Here is a 25,420-nt window from a genome sequence, read left to right as displayed (position 1 = left end):
TCTGCTCTGGTCGTACGGTTATCACGCTGGATCTTTATTATTTGGCCAGGTCGGCTTTCAGACGCTCGCCTGCATACATCTGGGCTTCCTCGGCTTTTTTCACCACTGCAGCGGTGCCGAAGAATTCGTGGGTCACGCCGGGATAAACCTTGCGCTCGACACTGACACCCGCAGTACGCAGCGCCTTTTCCAGCTCGGCGCCATCGTCGCGCAGCGGGTCAATTTCGGCGTTGATGACTGTCACCGGCGGCAAGCCCTTCACGTCGGCGTGGACCAGATCGATGCGAGTGTCTTTCACGTCAGCCGGACCCTTGGTCACGTTGTCGATGAACCACAGCATCATCGGACGGTTGAGCGGCATGGCATCGGCGTACTTGCGATAGGACTCGGTCTCGGTATTGGACTGAGCCACTGGGTAGACCGACAGCACATGCTTGGGCTCGGTCAGACCGGCCTTGTGGGCTGCGACTGCGGTTGCCACGGCGAGGTTGCCGCCAGCGCTTTCGCCAGCCAGTGCCAGACGTTTGGCATCGCCATTGACCGCAGAGGCGTTCTTGCTCAACCAGCGATAGGCCGCCAAGGCATCGTCGTGAGCAGCGGGAAACTTGTTTTCAGGCGCGCGGCGGTAGTCGACGGACACGACCACGGCGTTGGCTTGTTTGGAAATGCCGCGCGCGCCACCGTCATACACCTTGCGATCGGCAAATACCCAGCCGCCACCGTGGAAGTACAGGACCACCGGGAACGGTCCTTTGCCTTCGGGGGTGTAGACGGTAGCCGGCAGTGCGCCTGCTGCGCCCGGTACGGTGATATCACGAGTGGTCACACCAGGGACCAGGGCGGTCGGAGTGCTGTCACGTTTCTCATCGGCGAGCACGCCTTTGACGGCATCGGCGATGGTGGGTTGCTGCCGAGCCTCGACGGCCGTGATTTTCTCCACGGCCTTGGCGTCGAAACTGGCGAATTTGTTCAGGACGGTCTGCATGTCCGAATCGGTGCGGAACATGCTCTTGGTACCGCTCACGGCGAGTTCGGAAACCGAGCGTTTTTCCGGATCACGCGCGCAGCCGCTCAAAGCCATTGCCACACCAGCAGCGCACAGCGCTACCATCCATTTACGGTCAGTCTTGATCATTGTTTTTTGCCTCGAACGAGAGTGGGAACGTCACGGAATATCAGGCCGCTGATAGCAACTTGATGTTCCAAAATTCCCACCTGCACTCAGACCAACGGTAGTCCTCCAAAATACCACGACCCCTGTAGCAGCGGCGCAAACCGCGTCATCGGCCACAGAGGTGTGTCTGGAAAAACTGGGCGACCCCTGAGGCGGCTTGCGCCGCTGCTACAGGGGTCGCGGTTGGCGGGACTTACGCAGTGGCGTCCCAGGCGCGGTCGCCGGAGGCGTCCTTGATGCGCGTCGGCAGGCCCATGGCGTCGAGCGCCTTGAGGAACGGCTCTGCGGGCAGCTCTTCGACGTTGGCCATGCGCTGCACGTCCCATTCGCCACGGGCAACCAGCAGGGCGGCAGCCACGGGCGGCACACCGGCCGTGTAGGAAATGCCCTGGCTGTCGGTCTCGGCGTAGGCTTCTTCATGGTCCGCGACGTTATAGATGAACATCTCATGGGGCTGCCCATTGCGGCTGCCCTTGACCAGATCGCCGATGCAGGTCTTGCCGGTGTAGCCCGGCGCCAACGACGAGGGATCCGGCAACACAGCCTTGACCACCTTGAGCGGTACCACTTCCAGACCTTCGGCGGTCTTCACCGGCTGCTCCGACAGCAGACCGAGATTCTTCAGCACCGTGAACACATTGATGTAATGCTCACCGAAACTCATCCAGAAGCGCACGTTGGGCACATCGAGATTCTTCGACAGCGAGTGCACTTCGTCATGCCCGGTCAGGTACAAGTTCTGCGAACCTACCACCGGCAGATCGTCGGTGCGCTTGACTTCGAACATGGTGTTGCTGGTCCACTGGCTGTTCTGCCAGCTCCAGACCTGTCCGGTGAATTCCCGGAAATTGATTTCCGGATCGAAATTGGTGGCGAAATACTTGCCGTGGGAACCGGCATTGACGTCGAGGATATCGATCGAATCGATACGATCGAAATGCTGTTGCTGCGCCAGCGCGGCATAGGCATTGACCACGCCCGGATCGAAGCCCACGCCCAGGATGGCGGTGACGTTCTTCTGTTGGCACTCTTCCAGGTGCTTCCACTCGTAGTTGCCGTACCAGGGCGGCGTTTCGCAGACCTTGCCCGGCTCTTCGTGGATGGCGGTGTCCAAGTAGGCCACGCCGGTGTCGATGCAGGCGCGCAGCACCGACATGTTCAGAAACGCGGAACCGACGTTGATGACGATCTGCGACTCGGTCTGCACGATGAGTGCCTTGGTCGCCTCGACGTCCAGCGCATCGAGCGCGAACGCCTGGATGTCGGCGGGCTGCTTGAGGCTGCCCTTGGCCTTGACGCTGTCGATGATGGCCTGGCATTTGGAGATGTTGCGCGACGCGATGGCAATACGACCAAGTTCATCGTTGTGCTGCGCGCACTTGTGGGCCACCACCTTGGCGACACCTCCTGCACCAATGATAAGAACGTTCTTCTTCAATTTATTCACTTCTCCTCGGCTGTCCGCTTACGAAAGGCTGGACAGGTAGTCTTCGAAACCAAACTCACGAACCACCTCGACTGTACCGTCGAGTTGTTTCACTACGATGGACGGCATCTTCAGGCCGTTGAACCAGTTCTTCTTGACCATGGTGTAACCGGCGGCATCGACGAACGACAGGCGATCACCGATGGCCAATGGACGCTCGAACGGGTATTCGCCGAAGATATCGCCGGCCAGGCAGGATTTGCCGCACACCATGTAGGTGTGTTCGCCACTGCTGGGGGCCAGCTTGGCATTGAGCCGGTAGATCAGCAGGTCGAGCATGTGCGCTTCGATCGAGCTGTCGACCACGGCCAGGTGCTTGCCGTTGTACAGGGTGTCGAGCACNNCGAGCACGGTGACTTCCAGCGATGCGCTGTTGGTGATCGCCGCCTCGCCAGGTTCCAGGTACACCTGCACGCCGTACTTCTGCGAAAAGGCCTTGAGCCGGGCGCAGAAGTCGTCCAGTGCGTAACCTTCACCGGTGAAATGAATGCCGCCGCCGAGGCTGACCCATTGCACCTTGTGCAACAGATGACCGAAGCGCTCCTCGATGGTCCCCAGCATTTTGTCGAACAGGGCGAAGTCGCCGTTCTCGCAGTTGTTGTGGAACATGAAGCCGGAGATCTGCTCGATCACTTCCTCGACCTTGACCGGGTCCCATTCGCCCAGACGGCTGAAGGGTCGCGCCGGATCGGCCAGCAGGTAGTCGGAACTGCTGACCTGCGGGTTGACCCGCAGGCCGCGGGTCTTGCCTTGCGAGGCCTGGGCAAAACGCTGTAGCTGGCCGATCGAGTTGAAGATGATCTTGTCGCAGTTGGCGACCATCTCTTCGATCTCGTCGTCGGCCCAGGCCACGCTGTAGGCGTGGGTTTCGCCGGCGAACTTCTGCCGACCCAGCTTGAGCTCGTACAGCGACGACGAGGTGGTGCCGTCCATGTACTGCTCCATCAGGTCGAACACCGACCAGGTGGCGAAGCACTTGAGCGCCAGCAAAGCCTTGGCCCCGGACTGTTCGCGCACGTAGGCGATCTTTTCCAGGTTGCCCAGGAGCTTCTGTTTGTCGATGAGGTAGTACGGCGTATTGATCATTTCGAGGCCCCCGGCATGGCCAGCCAAAAAAAGGACCCGCATTGTGCCTTCAGTTACCCCGGACCGAAAGAGCGACCGCCCGATTTCCACGCGATACCACCCCACCGACCGCAGCACCGGACACACCGCACCCACCACCAATGCGGCTCGCACCGCTGCCACATGGCGGCGCAAACCACGTCCGGCCTCACACCGCCTACACCACCGACGCGGCTCCCGCGCCCCTGTAGCAGCGGCGCAAGCCGCGTCCGGCCTCACCGCGCAACATCAGGCACACCGCCGACACGCTTACCGGGACTTGCGCCGGGCCAGCAGGCCGCCCATGAGGCCCGTGGCGCAGCCGATCAACAGACCGCCAACATGCGCACCATTGGCAATTTCGCCGAAGCCCAGCACGCTCACCAGCCCACTCAGGCACAGCCCGAGCCATATCAGCATCATGACCAACACACCACGGGGCAAACGGTAGATCGGGTTGGGCGCCAGCCACTGGTACAACCAGCAGTGCCCGAGTAAGCCATACAGCACCCCCGACAACCCGCCGAACAAACTCGGCCCACTGACCAGGTACTGGACCACGTTCGAGACCAGGCTGAACGACAGGGTCAGCCCGAGCAGATTGATCCGCCCCTGCAACGCTTCGATACGCCGCCCCAGCTCCCAGTACCACAACGCGTTCATCGCCAGGTGCAGCAAACCAAAATGGATCAGCATGGGGCTGAACAGACGCCACCACTGCCCGCTCGCCAAGGTATCGGCCAGCGGCGTGAAGTAGAGGTACTCGCCCTGCACCTGAAAGTCGAGAAAGGTCAGCCAGCGCAGACTGCCCAGGTTGTCCCCCAGCAGGGTCACTGCCGCCACCATCAGGCACGCCAGCAGCACCGCAGCCGTGGCCGGGCTGGCCTTGAGCTGCTGCACGAAACCCGGCCTCTGCACCGGCGCATGCCGGGCCATCAATTGCGGATCGACTTCGGCGTTGCCCTCCGGATAGCGCTGGTACAGGTCGCGAATATCCTGCGCCAGGCGTTCGTCGGGCACCCAAAGCACTTGGCTACCCTGCTCCTCGCTGACCCGATGGGGTACCTTCAGACGTCTCAGCAAACCTACGAAACCACTCAGGTCAGTGCTCAGCGGCAGACGCAATACAGCGATTGCACTCATGAAAGCGCCTCCGGGCGTTCGACTTCGACCCACACGAACTTGCGCGGATCGATTCGGGTTTCCTGGTCCAGACGGTACGCCACCAACTTGCCGTACAGCACCGCGCTGTAATCCAGGCAAGCCAAGTTGGGCCGTATCGCCGCCGGTCGCCCACTGCGCCAGTAATGGCCGACGAACAGCAACGGCTCGTCGACTCCATAGCGCAGCAAGGCGTTCTTCTGCTCTTCGCTCAACGGCGCGCAGGCCACCTCGTCTGGCAGCGCATCGGGCTGAAACACCACATCACCATAGGTTTGCGGATCGTCTTCCCAGAACTTGGTCCGAAAGAAGGCACGACTCAGGCCGTCGGCCCCGGTCAGGGTGAGGCCACCGGGCAGACGCATGTCGGTGCCGCGCAGCAGACGGTCGAACACCTGGCTGGCAAAGCTGCCCTTGACCGCCGATGCCTGAAGAAAATGCGCGTCGATGCAGCCATCCGGGTGCTGTCGGCGCAGCGGCTCGATGAGGCCTGCGTCCCAGCACGCGTGCACCAGCCGGAAGCGCTCGGCATCCAGAAACAACGGCAACTCGTAGAACCAGCCAAGAAAATCATGCCAGTCGCCTGGGTGCTGAGCGAACTGGTCGAGGGTCGCCTGGATCAGGCGTTCGTGACGCGGCACATGTTCGCGCACGTACTGCTTGCCGCTACCCGGCAGGGCCGGCGTGCTCCAGCCCAGGGCGTTGAACTCGTGATTGCCCATGATGCAGCGCGCCTGATCGGCCACCACCATGTCATGGACGATGTGCAGGGACTCGCGGATCCTTGGCCCGCGATCGATGATGTCGCCGAGAAACAGCGCCTGGCGCGACCCATGGCGCCAGACGCCGCCCTGCTTGCGATAGCCCAGCCTGTCGAGCAGATGTTCGAGAGTGTGTGCGCAACCGTGCACATCGCCGATCAGGTCGTAACTTCGCGCCGGGTCGAGCATCAATCGCCTCCGGTGTTGCCGAGCCGGCTGCCCCAGCCGAGTTTGGTCCGGCACACTTCGTAATAATTGTGGTCCAGGGGATGAATCAGACGCAGTTTCTGCGATTTCTTGCGCACCGTAAGGGTATCGCCCGGGGCGCAGGTGAAGTGGTTCTGACCATCACATGAGACTTGCGGATAGATCTGCATGTTCTTTGAGACAACGATTTTCATCTCGCTGTTGCCATCGACGACGATCGGCCGCCCCGAAAGCGTGTGTGGGTACATGGGCACGATCACGATCGCATCGAGCTTGGGGTGCATGATCGGCCCGCCCGCCGACAGTGCGTAGGCGGTCGAGCCGGTCGGCGTGGCGAGGATCAGGCCGTCGGCCTTCTGGCTGCAGACGAACTGCCCGTCGATGTAGATCTCGAACTCGATCATGCGGGTGGACTTGCCCGGGTGCAGCACGACGTCGTTGAGCGCATCGCCCTGGCCGATGGCCTCGCCATGCCGGCGCACTTCGGCCTCGAGCAGGAAACGGTTCTCGACCAGATAGTGCCCGTCCAGCACCTCGGCCACCTTGACCTCGAGTTCGTCGGGACGGATGTCGGTGAGAAAGCCCAGGCTGCCGCGGTTGATCCCCAGCACCGGGGTGTTGTGCCGCGCCAGCGCCCGTGCCGCGCCCAGCAGGCTACCGTCGCCGCCGACCACGATCACCAGGTCGCAGACTTCGCCGAGCATCTTGCGCGAAGACGTCTGCAGGTTGTGGCCGGGCAGTACTTCGGCAATGGTGTCCTCGAGGATGACGTGCATGTGCCTGTCCAGCAGGAAGCGTTTGAGGCGGCGAATGGTATCGAGCACCTGCGAGCTGCCAAGGCGGCCGATGATACCGATATTGCGAAATTGCTCCATGAGGCTCCTGCTCGGGTCTGTTCTGGCTATCGGGATGCGCCAGGCACATTCCACAACGCTGTCGCGCAACCAGCGGTTGCGGACACAAATACGGATCTGGATTATGGAGTAAAGCCGTTGCCGCACAAAACCCTTTCAGCCACCGCGCCATTGACCGGGATCGTCCCATGAATCCATTTGCCGCCCTCGCCGACTTCCCGCGCCACCTGCGCCAGCCCCAGGTGCGCGATCTGGCGTGGGTCATCCTCGCCCCGCCGCTGCTGCACACAGCGCCCTGGACGCAACGCCATCCCCTGGCCGGCAGCCGCTGGGCCGAACGGCCTGAAGACTTGCAGGCGTGGCTGCTGGCCCTGGACGATGCCAGCCAACCCCTGGTCGACTGGCTGGCCCAGGCCCCCACGAGACGCCTTGGCCTGTACTACGAACGCCTATGGCAATTCGCCCTGCACCAGGCGCCCGGTATCGAGTTGCTCGCCGCCAACCTGCCGATCCGCAAGGGTGGACACACGCTGGGCGAGCTCGACATGGTGATTCGCGACCGCGACGGCGTGCATCACCTGGAACTAGCCATCAAGCTGTACCTGGGGCCGGTGGCCGCCGACGGCCACGACGCCTTCCAGTGGCTGGGCCCCAACACCCAGGATCGGCTGGGTCGCAAGCTCAACCACCTGGCCGAGCACCAGTTGCCCATTTCCACGTCCAGTCAGGGCCGCGAAGCCTTGCATGACCTGGGCATAGAGCAGTTCGACGCCCACCTGTGGCTGGCCGGCTACCTGTTCTACCCCTGGCCAGGCGCAGCGAGCGCGCCCGAACATGCCCACCCCGACCACTTGCGCGGACGCTGGGTGCATCAGCGCGATTGGCCGATCTTCGTCGAGCAACGCCCGAACGGGCGCTGGCAGCCGCTGCCGCGCGATGCCTGGCTGGCACCGGCTCGCCTTGCTGCCGCCGACGCCTGGGCACCCGACCAGCTCAACGCCTGGCTGCAGCAACTGGACCCACTCGCCGCTGCGCAGATGCTCGTGCGTCTGACCCACGACGCTCATGGTGACTGGCAGGAAGCCGAGCGGGTCTTCCTGGTCGCCGACCCCTGGCCAGCCCTGCCGGGCGTGTAAAGCACGGGGCTGGCTAAAGATGTTCACCGCCGGCCCGATACCCTGTGCATGACCGCTCGAGTAGTCGCCCGATGACCTGGAGAAACACCCACGCGCGTTACGGCAGCCTGTCCATCGCCCTTCACTGGTCGATGCTGGTCCTGCTGGCCGCCACCTATGCGTGTATCGAGTTGCGCGGACAATTCGAGCGAGGCAGCGGCGCACGCGTACTGATCGTGCAGTTTCACTTCATGCTGGGCCTGAGCGTGGGGTTGCTGGTGTGGCTGCGTCTGCTGGCACGAAGCCTGGGCGTCACCCCGCGCATCGTTCCGCCCCTCCCCGCCTGGCAGACCCGCCTGGCCAGCCTGATGCACCTTGCACTCTACGCCTTGATGATCGGCCTGCCGTTGCTCGGCTGGCTGATCCTCAGCGCGCAGAACCGGCCCGTCTCGTTCTGGGGCATCGAGTTGCCTCACCTGATCGGCGAGGACCGTGACCTCGGTGGGCGCCTGCAGGAATGGCACATGCGCATCGCCGGCTGGGGCTATTGGCTGATCGGCCTGCACGGCCTGCTGGGCCTGGGCCATCATTATCTGCGCGGCGACAATACCCTGCGCCGCATGCTGCCGCAGCGCGACTGAAACATCACGGCGCGGCCCGCCAACCCTGCAGACCACCAGTGTGCACGAACACCAAGCGGCTGCCTGCAGCGAGCACGCCCGCCGTTGCCGCCTCGCGCAAGGCCCACAACGCCTTGGCCGTGTACACCGGCTCCAGTGGAATACCGGCCTCGGCTTCACAGTCGCGCATGAACGCCAGCAGCGCGCTGTCCGTTTTGGCAAAGCCGCCACGGCTGGCATCGAGCAGGGTGTGACCCCGTTCGCCGCACAGCGCATTCACCTGTTCCTGCACACCATGGCCCGGCCCGACCGCCAGCGCTCCGTAAACCCGGCGCTGCCCGTCTTCGGCCAGGACCAGGCCAGCCAGCGTCGTACCAGTCCCTACCGCCAGCCACCATGCCTCGAAATCGTCCCAGCCGATATCTGCCAGTTGCGCCTGCACTTGAACCCTCAGAGCTGCACACCCCCTGGCCCCCAGCAACCCTCCGCCACCCTCGGGCACCGGCAGCAGATCGGGGTAGCGTGCCTGCCAGGGTGCCCAGAAATCCTCCCGGTGGCGCTGTCGATACCCTTCGTAACCCAACCAGTGCAGCTCCATTCCCCACCGCTGCAGGTCAATCACGGTCGGCGTCACCTGGGCGTGGCCGCGCAGCAAGCCGACCGTGCGCAGACCCAGGCGCTCACCGGCCGCCGCCAGGGCATGCAGGTGATTGGAATGGGCACCGCCCAGACTGATGAGCCCCCTGCAGCCAGCAGCCTGAGCGGCCAGCAGGTGATGCTGGAGCTTGAACGACTTGTTGCCGCTGATCAGCGGATCGATGAGGTCGAGCCGGAGTACGGCCGCTTCGATGCCGGCCTCGGCGAGCCAGGACAATCGCAAGGGGTGTAACGGGGCGCGTGGTAGATCAAGAAGCATGGGGGCCTGACAAGCTGGACGTGAGAATGCAGCGGCGCCGGGACCGACCCGGCGCGCTGCTCATTCTACAGCACGGCTGCCAGGCGCGAGCCTTGGTCGATGGCGCGTTTGGCGTCCAGTTCCGCGGCCACGTCCGCGCCACCGATCAGGTGCACTCGCTGCCCGGCCTCGATCAGCCCCCGCTCCAGCTCGCGCAACGGATCCTGCCCCGCGCAGATCACCACGTTGTCCACCGCCAGCACCCGCGGCTCGCCCCCGGCCACGCGCACATGCAGGCCGGCGTCATCGATCTTCAAGTACTCGACCCCGTTGACCATGCGCACGCCCTTGCTCTTCAACCCGGCGCGATGGATCCAGCCGGTGGTCTTGCCCAGGCCTTCACCCACCTTGCCCGCCTTGCGCTGCAGCAGGTAGACCTCGCGCGCCGGCGCGTGGGTCTGCGCCGCAACCCCAGCCACACCGCCGCGGGCGTGCAGCGTCAGGTCGATGCCCCACTCCTTCCAGAATGCCTCACGATCAAGGCTGGTGAACGGCCCTTGATGCACCAGGAACTCGCTGACGTCGAAGCCGATGCCACCGGCGCCGATCACCGCCACACGCTGACCCACCGGGCGCCGTTGCAGCAGCACGTCCAGGTAACCCAGCACCATGGGATGGTCGATACCCTCGATGTCCGGCAGCCGAGGGGCGATGCCCGTGGCCAGCACGATCTCGTCGAAACCTCCGGCTGTCAGCGCGGCTACGTCGACCCGCGCGCCCAGGCGCACGTCCACGCCGAGGCGCGTCAGCCTGCGATCGAAATAGCGCAGGGTTTCGTTGAACTCTTCCTTGCCCGGAATGCGCTTGGCCACGTTGAACTGACCGCCGATCTCGTCGCGCGAGTCGAACAGCGTCACCGCATGGCCGCGCTCGGCCGCCACCGTGGCCGCCGCCAACCCGGCCGGGCCGGCACCGACGATGGCAATCCTGCGCACCTGGGTCACGGGCAGATAATTGAGCTCGGTTTCATGGCAGGCGCGCGGGTTGACCAGGCAACTGGTCAACTTGCCGGCGAAGGTATGATCCAGGCAGGCCTGGTTACAGGCGATGCAGGTGTTGATCTCGTCGCCCCGGTCGGCAGCGGCCTTGTTGATGAATTCAGGGTCGGCCAGGAATGGCCGCGCCATCGATACCATGTCCGCGTCGCCATCGGCCAGGATGCGCTCGGCCACCTCCGGGGTGTTGATGCGATTGGTGGTGATCAGCGGCAGCCGCACCGCCGTGCGCAACTTGGCCGTGACCTTGCTGAACGCCGCGCGGGGCACCTTGGTGGCGATGGTCGGAATACGTGCTTCGTGCCAGCCGATACCGGTGTTGATCAGAGTGGCGCCCGCCGCCTCGATGGCCTGGGCCAACTCGACCACTTCCTCCCAGATGCTGCCGCCTTCGATCAGGTCGAGCATGGACAGGCGGAAGATGATGATGAACTCGCGACCGACCGCTTGCCTTACCTGACTGACGATCTCGACCGCCAGGCGCATCCGATTGGCGTAGCTGCCGCCCCAGCGATCGGTGCGCTGGTTGCTGTGGGCCGCCAGGAACTGATTGATGAAGTAGCCTTCCGAGCCCATGATCTCGACACCGTCATAGCCCGCCGACTGGGCCAGCCGAGCACAGGCGACAAAGTCGGCGATCTGCTTCTGAATGCCTTCTTCATCCAGCTCGTGTGGCTTGAACGGGTTGATCGGCGCCTGAATGGCACTCGGCGCCACCAGCTTGGGGCTGTACGCATAGCGCCCGGCATGCAGGATCTGCAGGCAGATCTTGCCGCCGGCCTCATGCACCGCCTGGGTCACGATCCGATGCTTTTGCGCCTCCTCGGGCGTGCTCAGCTTGGCCGCCCCGGCATACACTCCGCCTTCTTCGTTCGGAGCAATGCCGCCGGTGACGATCAGGCCCACTCCACCCCGCGCACGTTCGGCAAAATACGCGGCCATGCGTTCGAACCCACCAGGTTTTTCCTCGAGGCCGGTGTGCATGGAACCCATCAGACTCCGGTTGCGCAAGGTGGTGAACCCCAGGTCCAGAGGTGCCAGCAGATGAGGATAGGGAGCAGCGGCCATGGGATCTCCACAGGCAGGATCACGGATAGGTGCGGAGCCTCTTTCAGCGGGCTCGGTCACGACAAGTGTCTGACAGTAAAGACCCGAGCCGCCTGCCTCAATGACCAGAAATGACAAGTCATTGATCATGCCGCACGCGACGTCTACCCTAGTGCGGATTCACCAACAGGAGCTGATTGTTGTCCCTCATGCGCAAAATCCTGATGTCCGTGGTCGCCCTGCTTTGCCTGGCGGCGTTGACCACCTATGCGCTGTGGACGACCCAGCGGCCCGTGGGCCACTACCTGTCGGACCTGCGCGTCACGTTCGAGGGGGTCGACGGCGTGCCGGCTGGGCGGGGCAATCTACTGGGCGTTCAGCCCGAACTGTTTCCGGCGGACTACCAGAGTGTCGAGCGCCTGCGCCTGAAACTGGCCGGCTATCTGCAACACGCCCAGGACGCCGGCCTGCTCAACGGCAAGACCATCGTCGTGCTGCCCGAGCACATCGGCACCTGGTTGTGGGCCGTGGGCGAGAAGAACGAGTTCTACCAGGCCGCGCAACGCCGCGATGCCGAACAATGGCTCGCCGCCAGCAACCCGCTGGATCTGCTCGCCGGATTGGTCCAAGCCCATGGCGACGACCGCTTCGCCGACGCCTACCTGCGCATGAAGGCGGCGCGCATGGCCGATCAATACCAGCAACTGTTCGGCGGCCTCGCCAGGCAGTTCGGTGTGACGCTGGTCGCGGGCTCCATCATTCTGCCCAAGCCTTCGGTTACCGACGGTCGGCTGCGGACCGACAGCGGGCCCTTGTACAACGCCAGCGTCGTGTTCGCCACCGATGGCTCCATCCTCGGTCAGCCACAGCTCCAGCATTTCACCAGTCACCCTACCCGGCGCTATGTGCAATCCTTGGGCGATGCGCCATTCAACGTTTTCGACACCCCGGCGGGAAAACTCACCGTACTGATCGGCACCGACAGCTGGCACCCGGCCAGTCACGCCCAACTACGCCAGCAGGACGTGCAACTGCTGGCGGTGCCGGCATCGGTGCTGGGCCGGGGCCGCTGGTCCAGCCCGTGGCGTGGCTTCCGCATCAGCCCGGCGCCCACCGATGTTGCCTTGTCACCTCGCGAAGTCAGCGAGGCACACGCCTGGCAACGTCTGAACGAAGCCAGCGCGTCCTTGGCCAGCATGACCGTGTTCATGGGCGGACATTTCTGGAATCAGTTCTACGAAGGGCAAAGTTTCGCGCGTCAGCGCGAACGGTTCGGGCAAGTCGGCGATGGGCGCGGTGCGCGCCTGATCAACCTGTGGCTCTAGGCGCGTGACGGGCCAGCGCATCAAACTCGGCGACCTGTCGGTCGGCTTCACTCAAAGCCTGGCCGAGGCAGTACGTAGCCAGGGTCATGACCCCTCGCCCCTGTTGACCCAATATGGACTGGAGCCCAGTCGGCTCAACGTGGCCGGTGCACGGTTGACCATCGCCCGCTATATGCGCCTGGGGCATGCGGCCATCGCACTCACCGGCGACCCTGCCCTGGGCCTGCGCATCGGTCAGGCCAGTCGCTTGAGCCAGGCGGGGTTGGCGGGTATCACGGCCGCACAGGCGCCAACGGTGCGCGAAGCCGCCCGTACGCTGATTCGCTTCGAAGCTCTGTATGCAGCCAACTACCGCGGGCAGTCGAGCTTTCATGAAGACCGCGAAGGCGCCTGGCTACGTTTCTATTCGATCAGCCCCTACAACACCTATAACCGGTTCGTGGTGGATTCGCTGCTGACCGGCTGGCTGCGGCAACTGAGCGTCCTGGCGGGGCAAGACGTGCGTGCGCAGCGGCTGGAGGTCGAGTTCGCAGCGCCGGAGTACGCTGACCACTACCCTGCCAACACCAGCTTCGGCTGCGAGCACAATCAACTGCGTCTCACCCACGCCAGCCTCAGCCTGCGCAACCCCGAGCACTGTCCCAGCACCTGGCAGCATCTGTTGCAGTTGTGCGAGCAGGAACTGGAACGGCTGACCCGTATCCGGACCCTGGCCGAACGGGTCAGCCAGCTGCTGGGCCCCTTGCTCAATGGCGGACGCGAGCCCACGCTGGACGAAGTCGCCGCTTGCCTGAAAATGCCGGCCTGGACCCTGCGCCGCAAGCTGACCCAGGAAGGCAGCCAATTTCGCTCGATTCTCAACGACACCCGCCGGGACCTGGCACAGACCTACATCCGTGACACCGAGCTGGCCTTCGGCGAAATTGCCTATCTACTGGGATTCACCTCGGCCGAAGCCTTCCAGCGTGCGTTCAAGCGCTGGTGCGCAGTCACGCCCGGAGAGTACCGCCGCACGAACCGTCAATGATCCGTACGCACATCGGCTTCAAGGTTGCGAGACAGGCGTGTCGGCGGCAGGCGCTTGAATGGCAGCGTCGGGAACTGCCTGCGGCGTTTCGGGCGATGGGATGATTTCGATCGGTGCCGGTTGCGCCGGAGGTGCCACCGGCTGCGAGGCCTCCTGTTCAGGCACCGCGTCTGCCCCAGGCGCCTGGATGACCGCCGGCGTCGGCTGCGCCAACGGCGTTTGCGCAGCCGATGGCGCCGCTACTGCAGGCGCCAGGGAAGCGGCGGGTGCGGTGTCGGGCACACCCAGCTCATCCTGGGCTGGCTGCGGCGCTGCCGCTTTCTTGGCTTTGACCGGCATGAAGCTCTCGACCAAGGCGAAATAGCGGTCGTAGAACGTATCCGACGCCACCGTTTCACTGGCCACCTTGACCATGGAGTCGTCGGTGGACCCGATCGGCATCGACACCGAACCCAGCACCCCCACGCCCACACTGGCGGAGTTGTTGACCTTCTTCAGCGCGTAGCGATCCTGCAGGGCGTTGGCGAACACGGTGGAACTGTGATCACTGCTGGCATCGGCTACGCAGACCACGTTGAAGCTGATTTCCAGATGACTCTCGCCGGTTTGCTGGAAGCTCTTGTGCCCGCTGACCTGGCGCGGATCATTGCTGGTGATGATGTAGCCCTGACTGAGCAATCCACGCCGGGCGGCCTCGCAGGATGCTACGTCACTGACGGGATAGTTGCGCGAGAACGTACCCGAGTCGGCAAAGTTTTCGTGTTCGTAGATGGCGGTCTTGGGTGAGGAACACCCTGCCAGGCCAAGCCATGCAATTGCCAGCAAGGCGCCTGGGAGGCGACGTCCGAAAGGAAATGGGAGTGACATTTGGAGTCCTGGAAAACAGTCTGCGGCTATTGTGCAACAGAACATGCGCATGCGGCGCATGAAATACCGTTCAATCAGGACGTGCGGTGATACGCGATGTTTCCATGGGCGGTTTCCATGGACTGCGTGCTTACTTGACTGCGGGCGGCTGAGTCACAGGCTGCGCAGGAGCGCCGGCAGCGGCTGCAGAATCGAGGGGCACGGTCGCAAGTGCGGCGCGTTGCTCGGCGCGAGCCTTGGCACGCAACTGCTTGCGCCAGCGCCGCTTGCTGCTGGCGGCAATGTACCAACCGAACAACGGACCCAACAACATGCCGGCAAGCACACCTGCCAGTATGAAGACCGAAACCGGCAACGATGGGCTGGACCACCCAAGAACGCTCAATGCCACGGCCTGCTGGTTCTCTAGCACGAATATCAGCACAGCGGCGGCGACTGCCAGGAAGATCAGCACCAGCAGCAATTTCTTGAGATTACGCAAAGCCTTCTCCTTCAACGTCGATCAAACGAGTTCTTCATCCTCGTTCACCCGGTCGCGCAATTCCTTGCCGGGCTTGAAATGCGGAACGAACTTGCCGTCCAGGCTTACTGACTGACCTGTCTTCGGGTTACGCCCGACACGCGGCGCGCGATAGTGCAGGGAAAAGCTGCCGAAACCGCGTATCTCGATCCTGTCACCCGTGGCAAGGCACTGGGACATTTGTTCAAGCATGGTCTTGATGGCCAGTTCCACATCCTTGGATGAAAGTAGACCTTGATGGGTGACAATACGTTCGATCAATTCCGACTTCGTCATATTTTTCCCTTCTTTATCAAGCAGCTAGATCAGCGCTTAGAAGGTTTTAGCATGGCTTGACAGATTTGAACAGCCCGACTCTTGACTTCTTCGCAATCAGTTGTCGGTGCACTATTTGAACGCACTGCTCTTGCGGCATTTGACGATCATGCTGCGCGTGGAATAACCGGCGGGGTTGAGACCGAAGACGTAGTCATCAGGGTCTTCCTTGGCGTCACTGGACTTGGCCAGGGTGCGGTAGCCCGCAGGTCCACAGGCGGACTCCGCCTCTTTCTCGCACTGTGCCCAGGACGAAGTGAGCCCGGAACAGTTGATGTGCAACCCGCGGTTGCCACGCTTGCCGTGGGAGGTGGAGGTGGCGGCGCAGGCGGTCACCAGCAGCAATGCTGCGATGAGCAAGGTAAATTTCATGACTCGGGCCTTGTCTACTTCAGGATGGACACGGGTTCAGGAGTAACGGCGAAATGGATCAACAACCACAGGCCATCTACCCTATCCAAGTAGCTGGCCGATTGCTAATTTACTTCAGGCGGGTTTCAGTGCGATGACTCGGAAGATTGTAACTATTCGTACAACACCGCCCTGACCTTTCATCCCTGGCTGTTGCAGCGCACGAACATGGTCCGACTGGCCATGCCGGGATTCCAGCCCAGGAAGCCATCCTCCGGGTCCTCCTTGATATCCGATGTCTTTGCCAAGACCTTGTAGCCTGCCGAGCGACAGGATTGATGGGCCTTGTCATAGCACTTGCCCCATGACGAACCCAAGCCACTGCAGTTGATTTGCAACGCCTGCATGCCCCGATAATCTCGTTTGACCACCGATGTGGTGGAGCACCCGGACGTCAGGCCAACTACTACGAACAGCATCGCGGTTACTACGGTTTTCATCCCTGGAGGTCCTTGGGTATTCGCTTATGCCTTTGAGCCTCCCAGGCACTTTTAAGTTCGGCACCCATTTCTGCTGAACGGTACGAAACACAAATCGCAGGCACAAAAAAGGGCGACCGAAGTCGCCCTTTTTCTACAGGTCAAACAGAACTTAGTTCTGCTTTTCCATCTGAGCACGCAGCAGGTCGCCCAGAGTGGTCGGACCGGCAGCGATATCCGAAGTGGCTGGCTTGTCGCGCAGGCTCTGGATAGCTTCTTTCTCGTCTTCAACGTCTTTCGATTTGATCGACAGTTGGATGACGCGGGACTTGCGGTCGACGCTGATGATCTTGGCTTCGACTTCTTCGCCTTCCTTCAGGACGTTGCGCGCGTCTTCAACGCGGTCACGGCTGATTTCGGAAGCTTTCAAAGTGGCTTCGATGTCGTCGGCCAGGGTGATCACAGCGCCCTTGGCGTCAACTTCTTTAACGGTACCGCGAACGATAGCGCCTTTGTCGTTGACAGCAACGTAGTTGGAGAACGGATCGTCTTCCAGTTGCTTGATGCCCAGGGAGATGCGCTCGCGCTCTGGATCTACCGACAGGATGACGGTGTCAAGCTCGTCGCCCTTCTTGAAACGACGTACGGCTTCTTCGCCCACTTCGTTCCAGGAGATGTCGGACAGGTGAACCAGACCGTCGATGCCGCCGTCCAGACCGATGAAGATACCGAAATCGGTGATCGACTTGATGGTGCCGGAGATCTTGTCGCCCTTGTTGAACTGGCCAGAGAAGTCTTCCCACGGGTTGGACTTGCACTGCTTGATGCCCAGGGAGATACGACGACGCTCTTCGTCGATGTCCAGAACCATGACTTCCACTTCGTCGCCGACTTGTACGACTTTCGAAGGGTGGATGTTCTTGTTGGTCCAGTCCATTTCGGAAACGTGTACCAGGCCTTCCACGCCTTCTTCCAGCTCTGCGAAGCAGCCGTAGTCGGTCAGGTTGGTCACGCGCGCCATGACGCGAGTGCTTTCTGGGTAACGTGCCTTGATGGCAACCCATGGGTCTTCGCCCAGTTGCTTCAGGCCCAGGGATACGCGGTTACGCTCGCGATCGTACTTCAGAACCTTGACATCGATCTCGTCGCCAACGTTGACGATTTCCGATGGGTGCTTGATACGCTTCCAGGCCATGTCGGTGATGTGCAGCAGACCATCGACGCCACCCAGATCGACGAATGCGCCGTAATCGGTGAGGTTCTTGACGATACCCTTGACTTGCTGACCTTCCTGCAGGGATTCCAGCAGAGCTTCGCGCTCGGCGGAGTTCTCGGCTTCCAGGACACTGCGACGGGAAACGACAACGTTGTTGCGCTTCTGGTCCAGCTTGATGACCTTGAATTCGAGCTCTTTACCTTCCAGGTGGGTGGTGTCGCGCACAGGGCGGACATCGACCAGGGAACCAGGCAGGAACGCACGGATGCCGTTAACGTCGACAGTGAAGCCGCCTTTAACCTTACCGTTGATAACGCCCTTGACCACTTCCTCGGCGGCGAAAGCTGCTTCCAGAACGATCCAGCACTCGGCGCGCTTGGCTTTTTCGCGGGACAGCTTGGTTTCGCCAAAGCCGTCTTCTACCGCGTCCAGCGCAACGTGGACTTCGTCACCGACCTTGATGGTCAGTTCGCCAGCGTCGTTGTAGAACTGCTCGAGCGGGATGACACCCTCGGACTTCAGGCCGGCGTGGACAGTAACCCAGTCACCGTCGATATCGACGACGATACCGGTGATGATTGCGCCTGGCTGAAGATTGAGAGTTTTTAGGCTTTCTTCAAAGAGTTCTGCAAAGCTTTCGCTCATTTTAATTCCTGTAGATTTGGGCGAAACATACGCCCATCAGCCACGCTCCAGACAACGTGGGTTTCGTTCAAGTAAAAGAAAGCCACCGGGATGTTGACTGGGTTCCCGTATAGCTTCTTCGTCACCCGGCGATATCGCGAAGTGCGATCTCGCTCATGATGCGTTCCAACACCTGCTCGATGGACAACTCCGTGGAATCCAGCTGTATGGCATCGGCCGCCGGCTTGAGCGGGGCCACTGCGCGCTGGGTGTCACGCTCATCGCGTGCACGTATCTCATCTAGCAGACTCGACAGACTAACATCGTTGCCGGCTGTCTTCAACTGCAAGTAACGTCTGCGCGCACGTTCCTCGGCGCTCGCGGTCAGGAACACCTTGAGCGGCGCATCGGGGAACACCACCGTGCCCATGTCGCGACCATCGGCGACCAGGCCAGGCAGCTCCTGAAACGCCCGCTGGCGCTGCAGCAAGGCATCGCGTACCGCTGGCAGGGCAGCGACCTGGGAAGCGCAGGCGCCGATCTGCTCGTTACGAATGTCCCGGGTGACATCGTCGCCTTCCAGGACGATGCGCTGTGGCTGGCCATCGGCGGCGGCAATGAACTGCACGTCCAGGTGCGCAGCCATGACCATCAGTGAAGCTTCGTTGCTCAAATCCACGCCGTGGTTGCGTGCGGCGTAGGCCAGCAGCCGATACAAAGCGCCCGAATCGAGCAGCTTCCAGCCCAGACGCTTGGCCAGGATACCGGCGACGGTACCCTTGCCCGAACCGCTGGGCCCGTCGATGGTGATGACTGGCGCCACGTTCACGACTTGCCCTCTTCGGCTACGTTGATACCCACTTGGGCGCACAGACCGAGGAAGTTGGGGAACGACGTGGCGACGTTGGCACAGTCGTGGATGCGGATCGGCGCGCTGGCGCGCAGGGAGGCGACGCTGAAAGCCATGGCGATGCGGTGATCACCGTGGCCGTGAACTTCGCCACCGCCCATGGCTGGCACCCCGTGACCGACGCCGTCGATGATGATGCCATCCGCCGTCGGCTCGCATTTGACGCCCAAGGCTTGCAAGCCATCAGCCATGACTTGGATACGGTCGGATTCCTTGACCCGCAGCTCTTCGGCGCCGCGCAACACGGTGCGCCCCTCGGCGCAGGCGGCTGCCACGAACAGCACGGGGAATTCGTCGATCGCCAGCGGCACCAGCGCTTCGGGAATCTCGATGCCCTTGAGCCGGGCAGCCCGCACGTGCAGGTCGGCAACCGGTTCGCCACCGACTTCACGCTGGTTTTCCAGGGTGATGTCGGCGCCCATCAGGCGCAGGATATCGATGACGCCCGTACGCGTGGGGTTTATGCCGACGTGTTCCAGGGTCAGGTCCGAACCTTCGGCGATCGAAGCGGCCACCAGGAAGAAGGCGGACGAGGAGATGTCGCCCGGTACTTCGATATGGGTCGCGGTCAACGTGTGTCCGGACTCGACCGATGCCTGCGGGCCGTCGACGTGCACAGGGTAGCCAAAACCACGCAGCATGCGCTCGGTGTGGTCGCGGGTCGGTGCAGGCTCGGTGGTGGTGGTCTTGCCTTCGGCCCACAATCCAGCCAGCAACAGGCAGGATTTGACCTGGGCAGAGGCCATCGGCAGGGTGTAGTTCAGCGCCTTGAGGCGCTGTCCGCCGCGAATGACCACCGGCGGACGACCCTCGGCAGCGGTCTCGATGACCGCGCCCATTTCCCGCAGGGGGTTGGCCACGCGGTTCATGGGGCGCTTGGACAGCGAGGCATCGCCGGTCAGCGTGGTGTCGAAGCTCTGCGCTGCCAGGATGCCGGCGAGCAGGCGCATCGAGGTCCCGGAGTTGCCCAGGTAGATCGGCCCCGGCGGCGCCTGCAACCCGTGCAGACCGACGCCGTGGATGGTCACGCGGCCCTGGTTCGGGCCTTCGATGACTACGCCCATGTCGCGGAAGGCCTGCAAAGTCGCCAGAGCGTCCTCGCCTTCCAGGAAGCCTTCGACTTCGGTGGTGCCTTCGGCCAGCGAGCCGAGCATGATCGAACGGTGCGAGATGGATTTGTCGCCCGGTACGCGGATGCGGCCATTGAGGCTGCCGCCGGGTTTGCCCAGGAAGATCAGGTCGTCATTGGAGTTCATAGCGTCCACATAGGCCCGACGGGCCAGGATTTTACTGAAATGCTCGCGGGCCACCCGGGCGCGTGTGAACACGCCCAGCAGGTGATGCCCATCCCCTGCATCGACCGCGTCGCGCAAGGCGTCGAGATCGCTGCGAAATGTATCGAGTGTGCGCAAAACTGCCTCGCGGTTGGCGAGGAAGATGTCGTGCCACATGACCGGATCGCTGCCGGCGATTCGGGTGAAATCGCGGAAACCGCCCGCAGCGTAGCGGAAGATTTCCAGGTTTTCACTGCGCTTGGCCAACGAATCGACCAGACCGAACGCCAGCAGGTGAGGCAGGTGGCTGGTGGCGGCAAGCACCTCGTCATGGCGCTCGACCTGCATGTGCTCCACGTCCGCCCCCAGGGCGCGCCACAGGCCGTCGACCCGGGCCAGCGCCTGGGGCGAGGTTTCGGCCAGCGGCGTGAGGATCACCTTGTGCCGCTTGAACAACTCGGCATTGGCTGCCTCCACCCCGCTCTGCTCGGAACCGGCGATCGGATGGCCCGGCACGAAGCGTGAGAGGTCACCGCCGAAAGCGTCACGATAAGCTCGCACCACATTGCCCTTGGCGCTGCCGACATCGGTGATCACCGCCCGACCCAGATCGAGTCGAGCCAGCGCCGCCAGCAGTTTCTCCATGCCCAGGATCGGTACTGCCAACTGGATCACATCGGCGCCCACACAGGCCTTGGCAAGCTCCGCCTCACAGCGGTCCACCACACCCAGCTCGACGGCGCGCTGGCAGGAACGTGGATCGAGATCGACCCCGACCACTTCATCGGCCAGGCCGCTCTGCTTGATGCCTTTGGCGAAGGAGCCGCCGATCAGTCCCAATCCCACTACCACCAGGCGGCCTATTCTGGCAGCGCCGGGTTGCAATTGCGTGAAATCAGACACGAGCCAGCACCTGGCGCAATGCCTCCAGGAAGCGGCTGTTCTCTTCGGCCAGGCCGATGGTCACGCGCAGGTGGTTGGGCATGCCATAGCCGGCCACCGGGCGCACGATCACACCCTCGCGCAGCAGCCCCTGAAACACCGGACCGGCGTCGCGACCCACATCCACGGCAATGAAGTTGCCCTTGGACGGGATCCACTGCAGACCCAGCTCGGTGAAACCCGCCTCCAGCTGCTGCATGCCAGCGCTGTTGAGTTCGCGGCTGCGCTGCAGATATTCGGTGTCGGTCAGCGCGGCGCACGCGGCGGCCAGCGCCAGGCTGTTCACGTTGAATGGCTGGCGCACGCGATTGAGCACGTCGGCGATGGTCGGCGACGACAGACCGTAGCCCACCCGCAGCGCAGCCAGGCCATAGGCCTTGGAGAACGTGCGCGACACCAGCAGGTTGGGATAGCGCGCCAGATAATCCAGGCCGTCGGGCAGGTCGCCGCCCACGGCGTATTCGATATAGGCCTCGTCGAGCACCACCAGCACGCTGGGGGGAACCGCCGCCAGGAAGTCTTCCAGCGCCTGCGGTCCGAACCAGGTCCCGGTCGGGTTGTTCGGGTTGGCCAGAAACACGATGCGGGTCTTGTCGTCGATCGCTGCCAGCATCGCGGGCAGGTCATGGCCGAACTGCTTGGCCGGGACGACCCGCGCGCCGGCGTTCACGGCCTGCACGACCAGCGGATAGACGGCGAAGGCGTGCTCGCTGAACACGGCGTTCAGGCCGGGTGCCAGGTAGGCGCGGGCAACCAGTTCGAGAATGTCGTTGGAGCCGTTGCCCAGAGTCACTTGGTCGATCTGCACGCGGCACTGCCGAGCCAGCAGGGTCTTGAGGTCGAAACCGTTGCCATCGGGGTAGCGCGTGAGTTCGGCCAGCTCGCGCTCGATCGCGGCACGGGTCTTGGGGCTTGCGCCCAACGGGTTCTCGTTGCTGGCCAGCTTGATGATGCTGGCCGGGTCCATGTTCAGCTCTCGGGCTAGTTCGTCCACCGGTTTGCCGGGAACGTACGGGGACAGCTGCTGAACACCGGTCTGGGCCAGGGCAAGGAAATCGGTCATGCGTGCTAACCCTTCTGTTAGAGAACCGCTTTGGGGTACGAGCCGAGCACCTTGAGTGCCACGGCTTCCTGACTGATCTGTTCCAGCACGCCCTTGATCAACGGGTCGCGATGGTGGCCGATGAAGTCGATGAAGAACACGTAGGTCCACTTGCCGCTGCGCGACGGACGCGTCTCGATGCGTGTCAGGTCGATGCCGTTGTCATGGAACGGCACCAGCAGCTCGTGCAGGGCACCGGGGCGGTTGCTCATGGACACGATGACCGAGGTCTTGTCGTCGCCGGTCGGCGGTACTTCCTGGTTGCCGATGATCAGGAACCGCGTGGCGTTGTCCGGGCGGTCCTCGATCTTTTCGGCCAGGCGCTCCAGGCCATACAGGCCGGCCGCCATGTCGCCGGCGATGGCCGCCGAATTCCATTCGCCCTTGACCCGCTTGGCCGCCTCGGCGTTGCTGGCCACCGCGATGCGCTCCACGTTCGGGTAGTGCGCGTCCAGCCACTTGCGGCATTGCGCCAGGGACTGTGCGTGGGAGTAGATGCGAGTGATGCTGTCGGTCTTGGTGTTGTCGCCGATCAGCAGGTGATGGTGGATGCGCAACTCGACCTCGCCGCAGATCACCATGTCGTGCTCGAGGAAGCTGTCGAGGGTGTGGTTCACCGCGCCTTCGGTGGAATTCTCCACCGGCACCACGCCGAAATTCACGGCGCCGGCGACCACTTCGCGGAACACCTCGTCGATCGCGGCCATCGGCTTGCTGATCACCGCATGGCCGAAATGCTTCATCGCAGCGGCCTGGGTGAAGGTGCCCTCCGGACCCAGGTAGGCCACCTTCAACGGGTTTTCCAGGGCCAGGCAGGAGGACATGACTTCGCGGAACAGACGCGCCATTTCCTCGTTGCTCAGCGGCCCCTTGTTGCGTTCCATCACACGCTTGAGCACCTGCGCCTCGCGCTCGGGCCGGTAGAACACCGGCACCTCGCCTTCGGCCAGCGCCGCCATCTTGACCCGTGCGACTTCTTCGGCACAGCGGGCGCGATCGCTGATCAGCTCGAGGATCTTTTCGTCGAGGCTGTCGATGCGGACCCGCAGGGCCTTGAGTTCATGTTCGGACATCAGCCGTTTTCCTTTTCGAACTCCGCCATGTAGTCGACCAGCGCTTCGATGGCGTCAAGGCCCAGGGCGTTGTAGATGGAGGCGCGCATGCCACCGACCGAACGGTGACCCTTGAGGTTGAGCAGGCCGCGCGCGTCGGCGCCGGCCAGAAACGCCTTGTCCAGGCGCTCGTCGGCCAGGCGGAACGGTACGTTCATCCACGACCGGGCGTTGACCGAGATCGGGTTGCTGTAGAACGCGCTGGCGTCGATGAAGCCGTACAGACGGTCTTTCTTGGCCCGGTTGCGCGTTTCCATGGCGGCAACCCCGCCCTGCTCCTTGAGCCACTCGAACACCAGGCCCGAGAGGTACCAGGAGTAGGTCGCCGGCGTGTTGTACATCGAGCCGTTGTCGGCCGCGATCTTGTAGTCGAGCATGGTCGGACAGGCGCTGCGGGCCTTGCCCAGCAGGTCGTCGCGCACGATGACCACGACCAGGCCGCTGGGACCGATGTTCTTCTGCGCACCGGCGTAGATGAGGCCGAACTGGGAGACGTCGACGGGCCGCGAGAGAATGTCCGAGGACATGTCGACCACCAGCGGGGTGTCGCCGGTCTGCGGAATCCAGTCGAACTGCAGGCCGCCGATGGTTTCGTTCGACGCGTAGTGCACGTAGGCCGCGCCGGGCGTCAGTGTCCACTCGTTCTGGCCGGGAATGGCCTGGTAGTCGTAGGGTTTGGCACTGGCCGCGACGTTGACATTGCCGTAGCGACGGGCTTCCTCGATGGCCTTCTTCGACCAGATGCCGGTTTCGACGTAGTCCGCCGTGCCGCCTTCGGGGAGCAGGTTCAGGGGGATCTCGGCGAACTGCTGGCTGGCCCCGCCCTGCAGGAACAGCACCTTGTAGTTGGACGGGACGCCAAGCAGATCGCGTAGGTCCTGTTCGGCCTTTTCGGCGATGGCGGTGTAGTCCTCGCTGCGATGGCTCATTTCCATCACCGAGAGACCCTTGCCGCGCCAGTTCAGCATTTCAGCCTGGGCGCGCTGCAGTACGGCTTCGGGAAGCGCGGCGGGGCCTGCGCAGAAGTTAAAGGCTCGATTGCTCACATCCACTCTCGCTCTGCTTGAATTCGGGGCTGACCCGGGTGTGTCTGTCGGAAGATCGGCGGTGAGGCCTTCGCGGGCANNGGGGGGGGGCGCGGCGGCGGGGATATCTCCCCCCCCCCCCGCCCCGCTCCCACAGGCATTCACGGGCCTTTGTGGGAGCGGGCTCTGCCCGCGAAGGGCGCACCGCCGATCAACTGCCCTACAACTTACTCCTCGGGCGTTTCGGCCGCGGCATCGGCTTCAGCGTCGCCCTGGGCCAATTCGGAATCGTCCAGCTCTACACCTTCGACACCTTCAACGCCTTCGACACCTTCTTCCAGCTCATCTTCCTCGACTTCCGATGGCTCCTGAACCCGCTCCAGGCCCACCAGCTTCTCGTCGGTGATCAGCTTGATCAGGGTCACACCCTGGGTGTTTCGGCCAAGGCTCGACACTTCACCGACGCGGGTACGCACCAGCGTGCCCTGGTCGGAAATGAGCATGATCTCTTCGCCTTCCTGGGACTGGATAGCACCGATCAGCTTGCCGTTGCGTTCCTTGGTGACCATGGCGATCACGCCCTGGCCGCCGCGACCGCGACGAGGGAACTTGCTCAGCGGCGTGCGCTTGCCGAAGCCGCGCTCCGAAGCGGTGAGGATCTGTGCACCGGATTCGGGGATCAGCATGGAGATCAGTTGCTGACCCTTGCCCAGACGCATGCCACGAATACCGCGAGCGCCACGGCCCATCTGGCGCACGACGCCTTCGGCGAAGCGGATCACCTTGCCGGCATCGGAGAACAGCATGACTTCCTTGGCGCCGTCGGTGATGGCAGCGGCGATCAGGGTGTCG

At 63.0% G+C, this 25,420-nt stretch carries 24 protein-coding genes; 4 read left to right on the top strand and 20 right to left on the bottom strand.

Annotated features, from left to right (window positions below; all coding sequences use genetic code 11):
* Nucleotides 1-37: 37 nt before the first annotated feature.
* From B2V21_RS10230 to B2V21_RS10205, 6 genes are all read right to left on the bottom strand, one after another.
* On the bottom strand, nucleotides 38-1,135 hold the full coding sequence (locus B2V21_RS10230; protein ID WP_286916782.1) for an alpha/beta hydrolase: 1,098 nt from the start codon (nucleotides 1,133-1,135) through the stop codon (nucleotides 38-40).
* Between the two features lie 232 nt (nucleotides 1,136-1,367).
* Nucleotides 1,368-2,612: a saccharopine dehydrogenase family protein gene (locus tag B2V21_RS10225; RefSeq protein WP_056843183.1), complete on the bottom strand. Its 1,245-nt coding sequence runs from the start codon at nucleotides 2,610-2,612 to the stop codon at nucleotides 1,368-1,370.
* A 27-nt stretch (nucleotides 2,613-2,639) separates the two neighbouring features.
* Nucleotides 2,640-3,746 (bottom strand): carboxynorspermidine decarboxylase, encoded by a 1,107-nt coding sequence (locus B2V21_RS10220; RefSeq protein ID WP_286916781.1) that lies wholly within the window; start codon nucleotides 3,744-3,746, stop codon nucleotides 2,640-2,642.
* A gap of 288 nt (nucleotides 3,747-4,034) precedes the next feature.
* Nucleotides 4,035-4,907: a rhomboid family intramembrane serine protease gene (locus B2V21_RS10215; protein WP_192000031.1), complete on the bottom strand. Its 873-nt coding sequence runs from the start codon at nucleotides 4,905-4,907 to the stop codon at nucleotides 4,035-4,037.
* The gene (locus B2V21_RS10210; RefSeq protein WP_376787078.1) at nucleotides 4,904-5,878 is read right to left on the bottom strand and encodes a metallophosphoesterase; all 975 of its coding nucleotides are present in this window, start codon (nucleotides 5,876-5,878) and stop codon (nucleotides 4,904-4,906) included. The genes B2V21_RS10215 and B2V21_RS10210 overlap by 4 nt, the downstream gene beginning before the upstream one ends.
* A complete protein-coding gene (locus tag B2V21_RS10205; RefSeq protein ID WP_043187749.1) occupies nucleotides 5,875-6,768 on the bottom strand; it encodes an NAD(+) kinase in 894 nt (297 codons plus the stop codon). Before B2V21_RS10205 ends, B2V21_RS10210 begins: the two co-directional genes overlap by 4 nt.
* 167 nt (nucleotides 6,769-6,935) lie before the next feature.
* Between B2V21_RS10205 and B2V21_RS10200 the strand changes: the two genes are divergently transcribed.
* Nucleotides 6,936-7,883 carry a DUF1853 family protein gene (locus B2V21_RS10200; RefSeq protein WP_286916779.1) on the top strand — a complete coding sequence of 316 codons (948 nt, stop codon included), beginning with the start codon at nucleotides 6,936-6,938 and terminating at the stop codon, nucleotides 7,881-7,883.
* Between the two features lie 71 nt (nucleotides 7,884-7,954).
* Complete coding sequence (locus B2V21_RS10195; RefSeq protein ID WP_286916778.1) at nucleotides 7,955-8,503, top strand: cytochrome b; 549 nt, start codon at nucleotides 7,955-7,957, stop codon at nucleotides 8,501-8,503.
* A gap of 4 nt (nucleotides 8,504-8,507) precedes the next feature.
* On the opposite strand, the gene B2V21_RS10190 is transcribed toward B2V21_RS10195, so the two are convergent.
* Nucleotides 8,508-9,398 (bottom strand): 1-aminocyclopropane-1-carboxylate deaminase/D-cysteine desulfhydrase, encoded by an 891-nt coding sequence (locus B2V21_RS10190; RefSeq protein WP_286916777.1) that lies wholly within the window; start codon nucleotides 9,396-9,398, stop codon nucleotides 8,508-8,510.
* Nucleotides 9,399-9,463: 65 nt separating this feature from the next.
* On the bottom strand, nucleotides 9,464-11,500 hold the full coding sequence (locus tag B2V21_RS10185) for an NADPH-dependent 2,4-dienoyl-CoA reductase (RefSeq protein ID WP_286916776.1): 2,037 nt from the start codon (nucleotides 11,498-11,500) through the stop codon (nucleotides 9,464-9,466).
* Between the two features lie 188 nt (nucleotides 11,501-11,688).
* On the opposite strand from B2V21_RS10185, the gene B2V21_RS10180 reads away from it, so the two are divergent.
* On the top strand, nucleotides 11,689-12,804 hold the full coding sequence (locus B2V21_RS10180) for a nitrilase-related carbon-nitrogen hydrolase (protein WP_286916795.1): 1,116 nt from the start codon (nucleotides 11,689-11,691) through the stop codon (nucleotides 12,802-12,804).
* A gap of 4 nt (nucleotides 12,805-12,808) precedes the next feature.
* Nucleotides 12,809-13,831, top strand: coding sequence for an AraC family transcriptional regulator (locus B2V21_RS10175; protein WP_286916775.1), 1,023 nt, complete (start codon nucleotides 12,809-12,811; stop codon nucleotides 13,829-13,831).
* 18 nt (nucleotides 13,832-13,849) lie between these two features.
* On the opposite strand, the gene B2V21_RS10170 is transcribed toward B2V21_RS10175, so the two are convergent.
* From B2V21_RS10170 to B2V21_RS10115, 12 genes are all read right to left on the bottom strand, one after another.
* Entirely contained in the window at nucleotides 13,850-14,698 is an 849-nt protein-coding gene (locus B2V21_RS10170; RefSeq protein WP_286916774.1) for a DUF2242 domain-containing protein, read from the bottom strand.
* A gap of 130 nt (nucleotides 14,699-14,828) precedes the next feature.
* Nucleotides 14,829-15,179 (bottom strand): lipopolysaccharide assembly protein LapA domain-containing protein, encoded by a 351-nt coding sequence (locus B2V21_RS10165; protein ID WP_192000038.1) that lies wholly within the window; start codon nucleotides 15,177-15,179, stop codon nucleotides 14,829-14,831.
* Nucleotides 15,180-15,200: 21 nt separating this feature from the next.
* Entirely contained in the window at nucleotides 15,201-15,494 is a 294-nt protein-coding gene (ihfB, locus tag B2V21_RS10160) for an integration host factor subunit beta (protein ID WP_049861359.1), read from the bottom strand.
* 111 nt (nucleotides 15,495-15,605) lie between these two features.
* Nucleotides 15,606-15,905 carry a hypothetical protein gene (locus B2V21_RS10155; RefSeq protein WP_049861360.1) on the bottom strand — a complete coding sequence of 100 codons (300 nt, stop codon included), beginning with the start codon at nucleotides 15,903-15,905 and terminating at the stop codon, nucleotides 15,606-15,608.
* 179 nt (nucleotides 15,906-16,084) lie between these two features.
* Nucleotides 16,085-16,384, bottom strand: coding sequence for a hypothetical protein (locus tag B2V21_RS10150; protein WP_090357097.1), 300 nt, complete (start codon nucleotides 16,382-16,384; stop codon nucleotides 16,085-16,087).
* A 151-nt stretch (nucleotides 16,385-16,535) separates the two neighbouring features.
* Nucleotides 16,536-18,224: a 30S ribosomal protein S1 gene (gene rpsA, locus B2V21_RS10145; RefSeq protein WP_049861362.1), complete on the bottom strand. Its 1,689-nt coding sequence runs from the start codon at nucleotides 18,222-18,224 to the stop codon at nucleotides 16,536-16,538.
* A 121-nt stretch (nucleotides 18,225-18,345) separates the two neighbouring features.
* Entirely contained in the window at nucleotides 18,346-19,032 is a 687-nt protein-coding gene (gene cmk / locus B2V21_RS10140) for a (d)CMP kinase (RefSeq protein WP_049861363.1), read from the bottom strand.
* On the bottom strand, nucleotides 19,029-21,290 hold the full coding sequence (locus tag B2V21_RS10135) for a bifunctional prephenate dehydrogenase/3-phosphoshikimate 1-carboxyvinyltransferase (protein ID WP_376787077.1): 2,262 nt from the start codon (nucleotides 21,288-21,290) through the stop codon (nucleotides 19,029-19,031). The genes cmk and B2V21_RS10135 overlap by 4 nt, the downstream gene beginning before the upstream one ends.
* A complete protein-coding gene (gene hisC / locus B2V21_RS10130; protein WP_134721472.1) occupies nucleotides 21,283-22,392 on the bottom strand; it encodes a histidinol-phosphate transaminase in 1,110 nt (369 codons plus the stop codon). The genes B2V21_RS10135 and hisC overlap by 8 nt, the downstream gene beginning before the upstream one ends.
* 17 nt (nucleotides 22,393-22,409) lie before the next feature.
* Complete coding sequence (gene pheA, locus B2V21_RS10125; protein ID WP_043187723.1) at nucleotides 22,410-23,504, bottom strand: prephenate dehydratase; 1,095 nt, start codon at nucleotides 23,502-23,504, stop codon at nucleotides 22,410-22,412.
* Nucleotides 23,504-24,589: a 3-phosphoserine/phosphohydroxythreonine transaminase gene (serC, locus tag B2V21_RS10120; protein WP_286916773.1), complete on the bottom strand. Its 1,086-nt coding sequence runs from the start codon at nucleotides 24,587-24,589 to the stop codon at nucleotides 23,504-23,506. Before serC ends, pheA begins: the two co-directional genes overlap by 1 nt.
* 206 nt (nucleotides 24,590-24,795) lie before the next feature.
* On the bottom strand, nucleotides 24,796-25,420 hold a 625-nt coding region (locus B2V21_RS10115; protein WP_286916772.1), incomplete at its 5' end, for a DNA gyrase C-terminal beta-propeller domain-containing protein.

It is taken from the genome of Pseudomonas sp. UBA6276 (assembly GCF_002438365.1).
GTDB classification, from domain to species: domain Bacteria; phylum Pseudomonadota; class Gammaproteobacteria; order Pseudomonadales; family Pseudomonadaceae; genus Aquipseudomonas; species Aquipseudomonas coleopterorum.
Note: the sequence above shows the minus strand (reverse complement) of the source record. Positions and strands in the feature narration are given on the sequence as shown.

Excerpts from the sequence above, each read along its gene's own strand:
- B2V21_RS10230 (WP_286916782.1), bottom strand. The coding sequence starts at position 1,135 with ATGATCAAGACTGACCGTAAATGGATGGTAGCGCTGTGCGCTGCTGGT.
- B2V21_RS10215 (WP_192000031.1), bottom strand. The coding sequence starts at position 4,907 with ATGAGTGCAATCGCTGTATTGCGTCTGCCGCTGAGCACTGACCTGAGT.
- B2V21_RS10205 (WP_043187749.1), bottom strand. The coding sequence starts at position 6,768 with ATGGAGCAATTTCGCAATATCGGTATCATCGGCCGCCTTGGCAGCTCG.
- B2V21_RS10200 (WP_286916779.1), top strand. The coding sequence starts at position 6,936 with ATGAATCCATTTGCCGCCCTCGCCGACTTCCCGCGCCACCTGCGCCAG.
- B2V21_RS10195 (WP_286916778.1), top strand. The coding sequence starts at position 7,955 with ATGACCTGGAGAAACACCCACGCGCGTTACGGCAGCCTGTCCATCGCC.
- B2V21_RS10190 (WP_286916777.1), bottom strand. The coding sequence starts at position 9,398 with ATGCTTCTTGATCTACCACGCGCCCCGTTACACCCCTTGCGATTGTCC.
- B2V21_RS10185 (WP_286916776.1), bottom strand. The coding sequence starts at position 11,500 with ATGGCCGCTGCTCCCTATCCTCATCTGCTGGCACCTCTGGACCTGGGG.
- B2V21_RS10180 (WP_286916795.1), top strand. The coding sequence starts at position 11,689 with ATGCGCAAAATCCTGATGTCCGTGGTCGCCCTGCTTTGCCTGGCGGCG.
- B2V21_RS10170 (WP_286916774.1), bottom strand. The coding sequence starts at position 14,698 with ATGTCACTCCCATTTCCTTTCGGACGTCGCCTCCCAGGCGCCTTGCTG.
- ihfB (WP_049861359.1), bottom strand. The coding sequence starts at position 15,494 with ATGACGAAGTCGGAATTGATCGAACGTATTGTCACCCATCAAGGTCTA.
- B2V21_RS10155 (WP_049861360.1), bottom strand. The coding sequence starts at position 15,905 with ATGAAATTTACCTTGCTCATCGCAGCATTGCTGCTGGTGACCGCCTGC.
- B2V21_RS10150 (WP_090357097.1), bottom strand. The coding sequence starts at position 16,384 with ATGAAAACCGTAGTAACCGCGATGCTGTTCGTAGTAGTTGGCCTGACG.
- rpsA (WP_049861362.1), bottom strand. The coding sequence starts at position 18,224 with ATGAGCGAAAGCTTTGCAGAACTCTTTGAAGAAAGCCTAAAAACTCTC.
- hisC (WP_134721472.1), bottom strand. The coding sequence starts at position 22,392 with ATGACCGATTTCCTTGCCCTGGCCCAGACCGGTGTTCAGCAGCTGTCC.
- pheA (WP_043187723.1), bottom strand. The coding sequence starts at position 23,504 with ATGTCCGAACATGAACTCAAGGCCCTGCGGGTCCGCATCGACAGCCTC.